The following is a 12,727-nucleotide window of genomic DNA, read 5'->3' on the forward strand; positions in this document are numbered from 1 at the left end:
GCCTGTCGTGATCGCGATTCCCGTTTCGGCCCCGGGCCTGCGAGAATTCGTGCCCGTGAAGACCTTTGACGCGTTGTTCGCCGAGCTGACCGCCAAGGCCGCCGCGGGCACCCCCGGCTCCGGGACGGTCGCCGCGCTGGAGAAGGGCGTCCACTTCATCGGCAAGAAGGTCGTCGAAGAGGCCGCCGAGAGCTGGATGGCCGCCGAGCACGAAGGCGCCGAGCGCACCGCCGAGGAGCTGTCGCAGCTGCTGTACCAGGTGCAGTGCCTGATGCTCGCGACCGGGCTGTCGCTGGAGGACGTCTACCGACATCTGTGAGCCGGTAGCCGCGTCCGCCCCCGACCGACCCCGACTCTTCTTCCGGAAAGGCCGTTTCACCGTGCTCAGAATCGCCGTGCCCAACAAGGGGACCCTGTCCGGCCCCGCCGCCCAGATGCTGCAGGAGGCCGGCTACCGGCAGCGTTCCGACCCCAAGGACCTGCTCTGCCGGGACGAGGCCAACGACGTCGAGTTCTTCTATCTGCGCCCCCGCGACATCGCCACCTACGTCGGCTCCGGCGACCTGGACCTCGGCATCACCGGCCGGGACCTGCTCATCGACGCTGACAGCGGGGCCGAGGAGCTGCTCGACCTCGGGTTCGGGCGGGCCACGTTCCGGTTCGCCGCCGTGCCCGGCTCGATCAAGGGCGACGGCCCCGCCGACCTGACCGGCCTGCGGGTCGCCACCGCCTACCCGGGGGTCATGCAGCGCTGGTTCACCGAGCGCGGCGTCACCGCCGAGGTCATCCGGCTCGACGGCGCGGTGGAGAACGCGATCCGCCTCGGCGTCGCCGACGTCATCGCCGACGTCGTGGAGACCGGCGCCACGCTGCGCCAGGCGGGCCTTGCGACCTTCGGCGAGCCGATCCTCAAGTCGTCGTCGGTGCTGGTGCGCCGCAGCGGCGCCGCCGACCTCGTGCCCGCCGCGAAGCAGCTGCTGCGCCGGCTGCAGGGGGTCCTCGTGGCCCGGCGGTACGTGATGCTCGCCTACGACGTGCGCGCCGACGCGCTGGACGCGGCGGTGGCGCTCACGCCGGGCATCGAGTCGCCGACGGTGTCGCCGCTGCACCGCGAGGGCTGGGTCGCCGTGCAGGCCATGGTGCAGCGCGACGAGGTGCACCGGATCATGGACGAGCTGTACGAGGTGGGCGCCCGCGCCATCCTCGTGACCGGCATCCACGCCTGCCGCCTGTAGCGTCCCGCGGGGCGGGTGGAACACTGGAGCGGTGAGCAGCACCGTTCTCGCCCGCCCGCGGCGCGCCAGGATCATCGCCTACGTCCTCGCCGCCGTCGTCGTGGTAGTCTTCACGCTCATCGCGATGGGCCTGCACGGCAAGACCGGCGACGGCCCGGGCTACTTCCAGCGCGGCGACCAGGCCGCCATGATCGGGCTCGGGATCTGCGCCGCGCTCGGCATCCTGCTGATGACCCGGCCGAAGGTCGAGGCCGACGAGACCGGGGTGCGGGTGCGCAACATCATCGGCTCCTACGACCTGCCGTGGGACGTGGTGAGGGCCGTCACGTTCGGTCGCGGCACCCCGTGGCTCACCCTCGACCTGCACGACGACGAGCGGGTGGCGGTCATGGCGGTGCAGATGGCGGACAAGGACTACGCCGTCAAGGCGGCGCGCGGGCTGCGGGCCCTGCACACGGCGTCGCTGTCCGGCAGCGTGGTAGAGTAGCTGGAGTCGACCGCATGCCACCTCCGTGGCGTGTTCGAAGCGGAGTGCAACGCTCCCACCCGTGCAGCTCAGGGCAGCCGGGTCCGGTCTGACCGCACGGCCCCCTCGCCGGGGACGACGTGGTCGAGTGGGCCCTCGCATGCGCGCTGCGCATCCGGGGGCTTTCCGCTTCGGTCGGCACCACTAGACAGCACCGATCGAGGAGGCCACATCAGCGTCGAGCCACGCGTCAACGAGCAGATCCGGGCACGTGAGGTCCGGCTGGTCGGCCCGGAGGGTGAGCAGGTGGGCATCGTCCCGCTCGAGCGCGCACTCCAGCTGGCCGCCGACGTGGACCTGGACCTGGTCGAAGTTGCGCCCATGGCACGCCCGCCCGTCTGCAAGCTCATGGACTTCGGCAAGTTCAAGTACGAGAGCGCGCTCAAGGCCCGGGAAGCCCGGCGTAACCAGCAGCAGACCGTCATCAAGGAGATGAAGCTCCGCCCGAAGATCGACCCGCACGACTACGAGACCAAAAAGGGTCACGTCATGCGGTTCCTGAAGGCGGGCGACAAGGTCAAGGTAACGATCATGTTCCGTGGCCGCGAGCAGAGCCGCCCGGAGCTGGGGTTCAGGCTGCTGCGCAAGCTCTCGGAGGAGATCTCGGAGCTGGGCTTCGTCGAGGCCTCCGCGAAGCAGGATGGCCGCAACATGATCATGGTCCTCGCGCCGCACCGCAACGTGAAGGCGGCGGCGACGGCGTCCCGTGAGGGTCGCACGGAGGACACCCCCGCGCCGGAGGGCGAATCAGCCGTCCTGCCCGAGGTTGTCACCGCCGACCAGGGATAACGCACCACCCGGCACCATCCAGCAAGCAGGCACCAATCTCAACGACCGCGTCGTGCGGGCGGGACCCGCACAGCGGTCGTCCCGGCCTGTGCGCCGGTGCGCCACGGCACCCTCCAGCCGATCCGTCGGGGAGGGTGCCGACTCTGGCGTGCCGCACATGGAAGGGCAACATCAGCCATGCCGAAGTTCAAACCGCACTCGGGGATGAAGAAGCGGGTCAAGATCACCGGTCGCGGCAAGATCCTCGCCGAGCCGGCCGGCAAGCGCCACCTGCTCGAGGTCAAGCCCAGCAAGCGGACCCGCCGGCTCAGCGGCACCGTCGAGCTCGCCAAGACCGAGACCCAGCGCGTCAAGAAGATGCTCGGCCTGTAACACGCGGCCCCAACGCCCCCCTTTCCTGGACTTTTCCGACCGGCCCGCACGACGAAGGGCCGGTCTCGCATGAGGAGTAACGAACCGTGGCACGCGTGAAGCGGGCAGTGAATGCCCAGAAGAAGCGCCGCACCGTCCTGGAGACCGCCAGCGGCTACCGCGGGCAGCGTTCGCGGCTGTACCGCAAGGCCAAGGAGCAGGTGCTGCACTCGATGCAGTACGCCTACCGCGACCGGCGCGACCGCAAGGGTGACTTCCGCCAGCTGTGGATCACCCGGATCAACGCCGCCGCCCGGGCGAACGGCCTGACCTACAACCGGCTGATCCAGGGCCTGCGCCTGGCCGGCGTCGAGGTCGACCGCAAGATCCTCGCCGAGCTGGCGGTCAGCGACGCGAAGGCGTTCAGCGGCCTGGTCCAGGTGGCGAAGACGGCCGTTGCCGCAGCCTGACGATCGACAACCCGGGGCGGTCTTCACCACGCGGACCCCCCGGGTTGTCGCTGCCCGGCGCCTGCAGCGCCGCCGCGACCGCGACGAGACCGGCCGCTTCCTCGCCGAGGGCCCCCAGGCCGTCCGCGAGGCGCTCGCCGCCGGCGCGGTCGTCGAGCTGTTCTTCACCGCCGACGGCCTGGCCCGCCACGGCGACCTCGTCCGCCGGGCCGGCACCGGGACCGGCAGCCGCGCCAGCGCGGTCGACGACGACGCCCTGGCCGCGCTCGCCGAGACCGTCCAGCCGCAGGGCCTGGTCGCCGTCTGCGCCCAGCGCGACGTGCCGCTCGCCGACGCGCTGCGCAAGGCGCCCCGCCTGGTGGCCGTGTGCGCCGACATCCGCGACCCCGGCAACGCCGGCACCGTCCTGCGCACCGCCGACGCCGCCGGCGCGACCGCGGTCGTGTTCGCCGGCGACAGCGTCGACCCGTACAACGGCAAGGCCGTGCGCGCCTCCGCCGGCAGCCTGTTCCACGTCGACGTGGTCCGCGCCCGCGACGCCGCCGCCGCTGTCGCCGCGCTACGCGCCGCCGGCCTGCGGATCCTCGCCGCGGACGGGTACGGCGAAACGGACCTGTTCGAGGTGCCCGACCTGGGGGCGCCGACCGCGTGGCTGTTCGGCTCCGAGGCGCACGGCCTGCCCGGCGCGCTCAAGGCGCAGGCCGACGCCCGCGTCAGGGTGCCCATCCTCGGCGGCGCCGAGAGCCTGAACCTCGCTGCGGCCGCCGCGGTGTGCCTGTACGCTTCAGCGAAAGCGTTGAAGGAGTCGATGTGAGCACGGACCTGTTTATGTGGCCCGCCGGTGACGGTGGGCGGGCAGGACGTCGCACCTCCTGACACCTTCCCACGGCCGGCGGGCGCCTTCTCTACACTGTCCGGGGCCTGTGATGCGGGCCAGAACTCGCGTGGGAAGAGTCCGATGACCTACCGCAATGATCCGTACGACCCGAAGCAGGCGATGCTGCTCGCCCAGGACGCCCTGGACGACGCCGTCGCCACCGCCGACAAGGCGTTCGCCGGCGCGAGTGACCTCGACGCCCTCGCGGCGCTCAAGTCGCAGCACCTCGGCGACCGCGCCCCGATCTCCCTCGCCCGGCGCGAGATCGGCTCGCTGCCCCCGGCGGCCAAGGCCGACGCCGGCAAGCGCGTCAACGAGGCCCGCGTCGCCGTGCAGGCCGCGTACGAGGCCCGGCTCGCCGCCCTCACCGCGGAACGCGAGGAACGCGTCCTGGTCGAGGAGACCGTCGACGTCACCCTCCCGACCGGCCGCCGCCCCCGCGGTGCCCAGCACCCGCTGACCACGATCATGGAGCGGGTCGGCGACCTGTTCGTCGGCATGGGCTACGAGATCGCCGAAGGCCCCGAGGCCGAGTGGGAGTGGTACAACTTCGACGCCCTCAACATGCACCCGGACCACCCGGCGCGCTCCATGATGGACACGTTCTTCGTCGCCGCCTCCGGCGCCGACAAGGACACCGACTCGCGGATCGTGCTGCGCACCCACACCTCACCGGTGCAGGCCCGCACGATGCTCACCCGCCGGCCGCCGATCTACATCGTGTGCCCCGGCCGGGTGTACCGCACCGACGAGCTCGACGCGACCCACACCCCGGTGTTCCACCAGGTCGAGGGCCTCGTGATCGACAAGGGCATCACGATGGCGCACCTCAAGGGCACCCTCGACCACTTCGTCAAGGGCCTGTTCGGCCCCGGCACGGAGACCCGGCTGCGCCCGTCGTACTTCCCGTTCGTCGAGCCGGGCGCCGAGATCGACATGTGGTTCCCGCACCACCGCGACGGCGCGCGCTGGGTCGAGTGGGGCGGCTGCGGCATGGTCAACCCGCGGGTGCTGCGCGCCTGCGGGATCGACCCCGAGGAGTACTCCGGCTTCGCGTTCGGCATGGGCATCGAGCGGGCGCTGATGTTCCGCAACGCGGCCGCCGACATGCGGGACATGGTTGAGGGCGACGTGCGCTACGCGCGGGCGTTCGGATGGGAGGCCTGAGATGCGCGTACCGCTGTCATGGCTGCGCGAGCACGTCGACCTGCCGCAGGACCTGACCGCCGACGGCCTGGAGAAGGCCCTCGTGAAGGTCGGCCTCGAGGTCGAGGAGATGACCGACGCCGGCGCCAGCGTCAAGGGCCCCCTGGTCGTCGGCCGGGTCGAGTCGATCGAGGAGCTGCAGGGGCTGAAGAAGCCGATCCGCTACTGCCTCGTCGACGTCGGCGGCGAGCAGCCGCAGGGCATCATCTGCGGCGCGCGCAACTTCGCCGAGGGTGACCTGGTCGTGGTCGCGCTGCCCGGCGCGGTGCTGCCCGGCGGGTTCGCGATCGCGGCCCGCAAGACCTACGGGCACATCTCCAACGGCATGATCTGCTCCGCCCGCGAGCTCGGCGTCTCCGACGAGCACGACGGCATCATCGTGCTGCCGGCCGGCACCGCCGAGCCGGGCGCCGAGGCGCGCCCGGTGGTCGGCCTCGACGACGTCGTCGTCGAGATCAACGTGACCCCGGACCGCGGCTACTGCTTCTCGGTGCGCGGCATCGCCCGGGAGCTGTCGCACTCCCTCGGCGGCGCCTACCGCGACCCGGTCGCCGCCGTCGTGCCGATCGACGGGGACGGCACCGAGGCGTACCGCATCGACGTGCGCGACAGCGTCGCCTGCGACCGGTTCACCGCCGTCGCCGTGCGCGGCGTCGACCCGGCCGCGCCGACCCCGCAGTGGATGAAGGCCCGCCTCGCCGTCGCCGGGATCCGGTCGATCTCGCTGCCGGTCGACATCACCAACTACCTGATGATCGAGACCGGCCAGCCGATGCACGCCTGGGACCTGGAGCGGCTCACCGGCCCCCTCGTCGTGCGGCGCGCCGCCGAGGGCGAGACGCTCACCACCCTCGACGGCGTCAAGCGGGCCCTGCACCCCCAGGACATCGTCATCGCCGACGACACCGGCGTCGTGTCGCTCGCCGCCGTCATGGGCGGCAGCACCACCGAGGTGTCCGCGACGACCGTCGACGTGCTGCTCGAGGCCGCGCACTGGGACCCGCTGTCGGTGGCCCGCACGATCCGCCGGCACAAACTGCCCAGCGAGGCCGGCAAGCGCTACGAGCGCGGCGTCGACCCGCAGATCACCGCCGCCGCGTGCGCGCGGGCCGCGGCGCTGCTCGCCGAGCACGGCGGCGGCACCGTCGACCCGCGGGTCACCGACGTCTACGCGGTCGCGCCGCCGGCGCCGGTCACCATGGCGCTGTCACGCCCGTCGGAGCTCGCCGGCATCGACTACACCCCGGAGCGGGTCGTCGAGATCCTCACCATGATCGGCGCGTCGGTCGAGGTCGAGGACGGCGGCGCCAGGGCGGTCGTCACGCCGCCGAGCTGGCGCCTGGACCTCGTCGACCCGGCCGACCTGGTCGAGGAGGTGCTGCGGCTGGACGGGTACGACCGCATCCCCAGCGTCCTGCCGATCGCGCCGCCCGGCTCCGGCCTCACCGTCACCCAGCGCCGCCGGCGGACCGTCAGCCGCGCCCTCGCCGACGCCGGGTTCACCGAGGCGCTGTGCTACCCGTTCGTCGGCGCCGCGACCCTCGACGCGCTGCGCATCCCGGCCGGCGACCCGCGCCGCGACCTGGTGCTGCTGCGCAACCCGCTGTCGGAGGAGGAGCCCGGCATGCGGACCACGCTGCTGCCGCCGCTGCTCGGCGCGCTGCGCCGCAACCTCGGCCGCGGCCTGCGGGACCTGGCGCTCTACGAGCTCGGCACCGTGTTCCTGCCCGACGGGCCGGTCCGGGTCGCGCCGGCCGCCGGGGTCGACGGGCCGCCGCCGGCCGAGGAGCTGCGGGGCGCGGAGGCGCTGCTGCCGCGGCAGCCGTGGCACGTCGCGGCGGTCATCGCCGGCGACGCCGACCCGGCCGGCTGGTGGGGTCCGGGCCGCCCCGCGGACTGGGCCGACGCGGTCGACGCCGCCCGGGTCGCCGCCGAGGCGGCCGGGGTGACGCTCACCGTCCGGGCCGCCGCGGGACCCGACGCGGTCGCGCCGTGGCACCCGGGCCGCTGCGCCGCGCTGCTCGTCGGCGACACCGTCGTCGGGCACGCCGGCGAGCTGCACCCGGCGGTCTGCGCCGCGCTCGACCTGCCCCGCCGGACCGTGGCGATGGAGCTCGACCTCGACGCGCTGCCGATCCCCGGCGTGGCCACCGCGCCGCGGCTGTCGGGCTTCCCGACGGCGCTGCTCGACGTGGCGCTCGTCGTCGACGCGGCGGTCCCGGCCGGCGACGTCGAGTCGGCGCTCACCGAGGGCGCCGGCGAGCTGCTCGAATCGGTGCGGCTGTTCGACGTGTACGAGGGAGCCCAGCTCGGCGAGGGGCGCAAGTCCCTGGCATACAAGCTGACGTTCCGCGCGCCGGACCGCACGCTCACCGGCGAGGAGGCCCTCGCGGCCCGCGACGCCGCGGTCGCCGTCGTCGCGGACCGGTTCGGCGCCGTCCTGCGCGGCGCGTGACACCGCGGGAACCGCGCCGCCGCGTGTGACCCCGCGGGTGAAACCGCGCCGCGCGTGACCCTCCGCACAGCCGGACGGGGCGGCCGCATCGGACAGGTGCGGCCGCCCGAACGGACAGTCACGCCCCTGGTGCCGGCTGTCGCGGGCACGGTCGGATATCGGACCGAGAACCGTTTCCCCAGGCCGGAATTGGTGTGTCAGCGGACGCTTCACCCTGAGCGGGTCAGGAACCGGACGCGCCGAAGTGGTACCGTCACGGCGCCGAGCCATCCTCCGCCTTGTCACGTGGCGTGAGGTCATCCCGAAGGCTCGGCCCGCGCCAAGCGCCGGCTTCGATCTCGGCTCTCCTGGAGGGGCAGCGCGTGTCAGACGATAGTGCATCGGCAGGCTTCACGACCGACGTCGTGGTCATCGGGGGTTGCGGCCGGGTCGGACTGCCGCTCGGCATCGCCATGGCGTCCCGCGGCCTGCAGGTCACCCTGTACGACATCAACGCGGCCGCGGTCGCGGTGGTGAACGAGGGCCGCCTGCCCTTCGACGAGGAGGGCGCGGCCGAGCCCCTGGCGACCGCCGTCAAGGAAGGCAGGCTCGTCGCCAGCACCGACCCGGCGACCGTCGCGGCGGCCGAGCACCTGGTGGTCATCGTCGGCACGCCCGTCGACGAGCACCTCAACCCGAACATCGGCGCGGTGCCCGCGGCGATCGAGCGCTGCGCGGACTACCTGCGCGACGGGCAGCTCATCGTCCTGCGCAGCACCGTGCACCCCGGCGTCACCGCGCTCACCGAGAAGCTGATCAAGCGGCTCGGCGTGAAGGTCGACGTCGCGTTCTGCCCCGAGCGCATCGCCGAGGGCAAGGCGATGACGGAGCTGTTCGAGCTGCCGCAGATCGTCGCCGCGCGCAACCCGGAGGCGGCCGAGCGGGCTGAGAAGCTGTTCCGCAACCTGGCGAGCCAGATCGTGCGCCTGGAGCCCGAAGAGGCCGAGCTCGCGAAGCTGTTCACCAACACGTGGCGGTACATCAAGTTCGCCGCCGCCAACCAGTTCTGGATGATGTCCAACGACTTCGGCCTGGACTTCGAGCGGATCCGGCACGCCATCCGCTTCCAGTACCCGCGCGCCGCCGACATGCCCGGCGCCGGGTTCGCCGCCGGCCCGTGCCTGCTCAAGGACACGATGCAGCTGGCGGCCTTCACCAACAACACGTTCGTGCTCGGCCACAGCGCCATGCTCATCAACGAGGGCCTGCCGCTGTACGTCGTGTCGAAGCTGCAGGAGCGCTACGACCTGTCGGAGATGACGGTCGGCATCCTCGGCATGGCGTTCAAGGGCGGCAGCGACGACATCCGCGAGTCCCTGGCCTACAAGCTGCGCAAGGTCGTCATGCTCAAGGCCAAGGAGACCCTCTGCACCGACCCGTACGTCAAGGACGACCGGTTCGTGTCCCTGGACGAGGTGCTGACCCGTGCCGACCTGCTGATCGTGGCCGCGCCGCACGACGAGTACCGTGACCTGCGGACCGACATCCCGGTCGCCGACATGTGGGGCGTGACCAACAAGGGGGTCCGTGTATGACCCTCGTGCCGCAGGTTTCCGTGGTGATCCCCGTGTACAACGAGGGCGAGGCGATCGTGCCCTGCCTGGAGCGGATCCTGCGGGCGGTGCTGATGCCGGCCGAGGTCCTCGTCGTGCACGACATGCCGGAGGACACCACGGTGCCCTTCGCGCACGGCGTCGCCGCCCGTGACCCGCGGGTGCGCACCGTGCTCAACACGTACGGCCGCGGCCCGGCGAACGCGATCCGGTTCGGCATCGACGTGGCGCGGGCGCCCGTCGCCGTGGTCACGATGGCCGACGGCTCCGACGACCCGCGCCAGATCGAGGACCTCGCCCGGCTCGTGGAGCGCGGCGTGGTCGTCGCGGCGGCGTCGCGGTACATGCCGGGCGGCCAGCAGGTCGGCGGTCCCCGGTTCAAGCGGTTCCTGTCGCGCACCGCGGGCCGGACCCTGTACATGTTCGCCCGGGTCGGCACCCGCGACGCGACCAACAGTTTCAAGGCGTACTCGACGGCGTTCGTCCGGCAGGTCGGCATCGAGAGCAAGACCGGTTTCGAGATCGGCATCGAGCTGACCGCGAAGGCGGCCCGGCTGCGGCTGCCCGTCGCGGAGATCCCGACGATCTGGCTCGACCGGCAGCTCGGCGAGTCCCGGTTCGACGTCGGCCGGTTCCTGCCGAGCTACCTGAAGTGGTACCGGTTCGCGTTCGGCCGCCGGCTCAGCATGGAGCAGGTCGCGAAGCGGCCCGCGTCCTCGGCGGCCCGCGACGACGCGCAGGCGGCCCGCGCCAACTTGTCCAGCAATCACGAAGCAGTTCAGAACTAAGGAGTGTTTGTGGCAAAGGTCCTGGTCACCGGCTCGGCCGGCTTCATCGGTGGATATGTCGTCGAGGAGCTGCTGTCCCGCGGCTACCAGGTGGTCGGCCTGGACAACTACTCGAAGTACGGCCCGGTCACCCGCAGCTACGACTCGCACCCCGACTACCGGTTCGTCGAGGGCGACGCCCGCGACGTCGACCTGGTCACCGAGCTGCTCGACGGCTGCGACCACTTCATCGCCGGCGCGGCGATGATCGGTGGCATCTCCTACTTCCACGCCTACGCCTACGACCTGCTCGCCACCAACGAGCGGATCATGGCCTCGTCCTGCGACGCGGCGATCAAGGCGCACCGCGACGGCACCCTCAAGAAGATGACCTACCTGTCGTCGTCGATGGTGTTCGAGTCGACCACGCACTGGCCGTCCAAGGAGGGCGACGAGCGGCTCGTGCCGCCGCCGCTGTCGTCGTACGGCTTCCAGAAGCTCGCCGTCGAGTACTACGCGAAGGCCGCCTGGGACCAGTACAAGCTGCCCTACACGATCGTGCGCCCGTTCAACTGCGTCGGCGTCGGCGAGGGCCGCGCGCTCGGCGAGGTCGAGGTGCTGTCCGGCAACGTGAAGCTCGCGATGTCGCACGTGGTGCCGGACCTGGTGCAGAAGATCGTCAAGGGTCAGGACCCGCTGCACATCCTCGGCACCGGCGAGCAGGTGCGCCACTACACCTACGGCGGTGACCTGGCCAAGGGCATCATCGCCGCGATGGAGCACGAGGACGCGTTCAACCAGGACTTCAACATCTCCACCGCCGAGTCGACCACGGTGCTCGAGCTGGCCGAGGTGATCTGGAAGAAGATCAAGGGCCCCGACGTGCCGTTCAGCGTCGTGTCCGACGACCCGTACGAGTACGACGTGCAGAAGCGCGTCCCGGACGTGTCGAAGGCCAAGGAGGTCCTCGGCTACGAGGCGACCACGTCGCTCGACGAGATGCTCGACGAGGTCATCCCGTGGGTGACCCAGGCGGTCAAGGACGGCAAGCTCTGAGCCGACGCCGGCCGGCACGCTGATCCGGGCGCCTCGCACCGCGGTGCGGGGCGCCCGTTCGTTTGACCCGGTGTGACCGCCACGCGACCGGACACCGCCGAGCCCGCTACCGAGCCCGCTACCGAGCCCGCTACCGAGCCCGCTACCGAGCCCGCTACCGAGCCCGCTACCGAGCCCGCTACCGAGCCCGCTCGGGGCCGGCCGCCGGGCCCGCTGAACAGCGTCTGGGCCGAGGACGGGCAGGAGTTCCTCACCGACGCGCTCAACCTGCCCTGGTACGAGCCGTTCGGCACGCCGTTCAACGGCTACTTCCACACCGTCGCCCGGGCCTGCTTCGCCGTCATCGCGCTGTTCCCGCTCACCTGGGCGGCCGCGCTGAACGCCGGCACGGCCGCGGTGCTGACGGCGCTGCTCGCCTGGGCGGTGACCGCCGCCGCCCGGGACCGGCTCGGCACCGCCGCCGCGCTCGTCGTCGGCGGCAGCGCCGCCGTGCCGATGGGGTACGTGCCGAACACCCTCGCCCAGCTGCAGTTCCCCCTCGTGTACGCGGCGCTGTGGATGCTGCTGTGGTCGCCGCGGGGCCGCCCGGCCCGGGCCGTCGCGGTCGGCCTGCCCGCCCTCGCGGTGCTCAACTCGATCCTCGGGCTGCTGCTCGCGCCGGTCGCGCTGCTGCGGCTGGCCCGCCGCCGCGACCCCGACGCCGGATGGCGGGTCCTCGTCCTGCTGCCGGGCGCCGCATTGCAGTTGGTGCCGCTGCTGCTGGGCCGGTCCCGGCGCGCGGTGGGGGAGCGGCCCGACCTCGACCCCGTCTCCGTGGCCGGGACGTACCTGCGCTGGGGGGTGCCGCGCTCGTTCCTCGGCGACGCGTGGCTCGCCCCGCCGGTCGCCGACCCCGCCGCGCACCGCGCCCTGGTGCTGCTCGGCCTCGCCGTCCCCGCCGCGCTCGTCGCCGCCGCCCTGCTCGGCCGCACCCGCCCGCGGTGGGGGCTCGCCGGGCAGCTGGCCGGGTTCGCCGCCCTCGCCGGGGCGTTCCAGCTCGCCGTGCACGGCGCCCCGGAGGGCCGGTACCTGGTGCTGATCACGCTGCCGAACATCGCGGCCGCGGTCGCCCTCACGGCCCCGCGCCGCACCCGGCAGGACGTCGGGGACCGGTGGACCGGCACCGCCCCGTTTGTCGCGTTGGCGACACTCGTGGCCGCGGTGTGCGTGGCCAACCTGCGACCGGGCAGCTACACCGACGGCCTGCCGCGCTGGGACGCGACCGTCGCGGCGGCCCGCGCGCAATGCCAGGCGCAGCCCCGTTTGCGGAGCGTGACGGTCCATACCGCACAGTGGCCGGTGCTCGGCTGGGAGGCGGTCCTGCCCTGCGACCGGCTGCGCTGACAGTGTTCAACATCGCGTCG

At 72.4% G+C, this 12,727-nt stretch carries 13 protein-coding genes; all 13 read left to right on the plus strand.

All coding sequences use genetic code 11. The features are described 5' to 3' along the window. Positions 1–55: 55 nt before the first annotated feature. Positions 56–319, plus strand: a complete 264-nt coding sequence (locus OP18_RS02120) for a phosphoribosyl-ATP diphosphatase (protein ID WP_033356861.1) — start codon at positions 56–58, stop codon at positions 317–319. Between the two features lie 61 nt (positions 320–380). Continuing rightward, positions 381–1,235, plus strand: a complete 855-nt coding sequence (gene hisG / locus OP18_RS02125) for an ATP phosphoribosyltransferase (RefSeq protein WP_033356862.1) — start codon at positions 381–383, stop codon at positions 1,233–1,235. A 31-nt stretch (positions 1,236–1,266) separates the two neighbouring features. Next, positions 1,267–1,722 carry a PH domain-containing protein gene (locus OP18_RS02130; protein ID WP_033356863.1) on the plus strand — a complete coding sequence of 152 codons (456 nt, stop codon included), beginning with the start codon at positions 1,267–1,269 and terminating at the stop codon, positions 1,720–1,722. 210 nt (positions 1,723–1,932) lie between these two features. Continuing rightward, positions 1,933–2,550 (plus strand): translation initiation factor IF-3, encoded by a 618-nt coding sequence (infC, locus tag OP18_RS02135; protein ID WP_052386107.1) that lies wholly within the window; start codon positions 1,933–1,935, stop codon positions 2,548–2,550. Positions 2,551–2,727: 177 nt separating this feature from the next. Beyond that, a complete protein-coding gene (gene rpmI, locus OP18_RS02140; protein WP_033356864.1) occupies positions 2,728–2,922 on the plus strand; it encodes a 50S ribosomal protein L35 in 195 nt (64 codons plus the stop codon). A gap of 86 nt (positions 2,923–3,008) precedes the next feature. After that, on the plus strand, positions 3,009–3,371 hold the full coding sequence (gene rplT / locus OP18_RS02145; RefSeq protein ID WP_033356865.1) for a 50S ribosomal protein L20: 363 nt from the start codon (positions 3,009–3,011) through the stop codon (positions 3,369–3,371). Continuing rightward, complete coding sequence (locus OP18_RS02150) at positions 3,358–4,185, plus strand: TrmH family RNA methyltransferase (protein ID WP_033356866.1); 828 nt, start codon at positions 3,358–3,360, stop codon at positions 4,183–4,185. The genes rplT and OP18_RS02150 overlap by 14 nt, the downstream gene beginning before the upstream one ends. A gap of 144 nt (positions 4,186–4,329) precedes the next feature. After that, positions 4,330–5,415: a phenylalanine--tRNA ligase subunit alpha gene (gene pheS / locus OP18_RS02155; protein ID WP_033356867.1), complete on the plus strand. Its 1,086-nt coding sequence runs from the start codon at positions 4,330–4,332 to the stop codon at positions 5,413–5,415. A 1-nt stretch (position 5,416) separates the two neighbouring features. Next, on the plus strand, positions 5,417–7,909 hold the full coding sequence (gene pheT, locus OP18_RS02160; RefSeq protein ID WP_033356868.1) for a phenylalanine--tRNA ligase subunit beta: 2,493 nt from the start codon (positions 5,417–5,419) through the stop codon (positions 7,907–7,909). Positions 7,910–8,271: 362 nt separating this feature from the next. Further along, positions 8,272–9,483 (plus strand): nucleotide sugar dehydrogenase, encoded by a 1,212-nt coding sequence (locus OP18_RS02165; RefSeq protein WP_245635219.1) that lies wholly within the window; start codon positions 8,272–8,274, stop codon positions 9,481–9,483. Next, positions 9,480–10,289: a glycosyltransferase family 2 protein gene (locus OP18_RS02170; RefSeq protein WP_052386081.1), complete on the plus strand. Its 810-nt coding sequence runs from the start codon at positions 9,480–9,482 to the stop codon at positions 10,287–10,289. The genes OP18_RS02165 and OP18_RS02170 overlap by 4 nt, the downstream gene beginning before the upstream one ends. 9 nt (positions 10,290–10,298) lie before the next feature. Next, positions 10,299–11,324: an NAD-dependent epimerase/dehydratase family protein gene (locus OP18_RS02175; protein ID WP_033356869.1), complete on the plus strand. Its 1,026-nt coding sequence runs from the start codon at positions 10,299–10,301 to the stop codon at positions 11,322–11,324. Between the two features lie 72 nt (positions 11,325–11,396). After that, positions 11,397–12,707 (plus strand): hypothetical protein, encoded by a 1,311-nt coding sequence (locus OP18_RS02180; protein ID WP_033356870.1) that lies wholly within the window; start codon positions 11,397–11,399, stop codon positions 12,705–12,707. Positions 12,708–12,727 lie beyond the last annotated feature (20 nt).

This window comes from Dactylosporangium aurantiacum, assembly GCF_000716715.1.
Lineage (GTDB): Bacteria > Actinomycetota > Actinomycetes > Mycobacteriales > Micromonosporaceae > Dactylosporangium > Dactylosporangium aurantiacum.

Coding starts and splice junctions, on each gene's coding strand:
- rpmI (WP_033356864.1), top strand. CDS start 2,728: ATGCCGAAGTTCAAACCGCACTCGGGGATGAAGAAGCGGGTCAAGATC.
- pheS (WP_033356867.1), top strand. CDS start 4,330: ATGACCTACCGCAATGATCCGTACGACCCGAAGCAGGCGATGCTGCTC.
- pheT (WP_033356868.1), top strand. CDS start 5,417: ATGCGCGTACCGCTGTCATGGCTGCGCGAGCACGTCGACCTGCCGCAG.
- OP18_RS02170 (WP_052386081.1), top strand. CDS start 9,480: ATGACCCTCGTGCCGCAGGTTTCCGTGGTGATCCCCGTGTACAACGAG.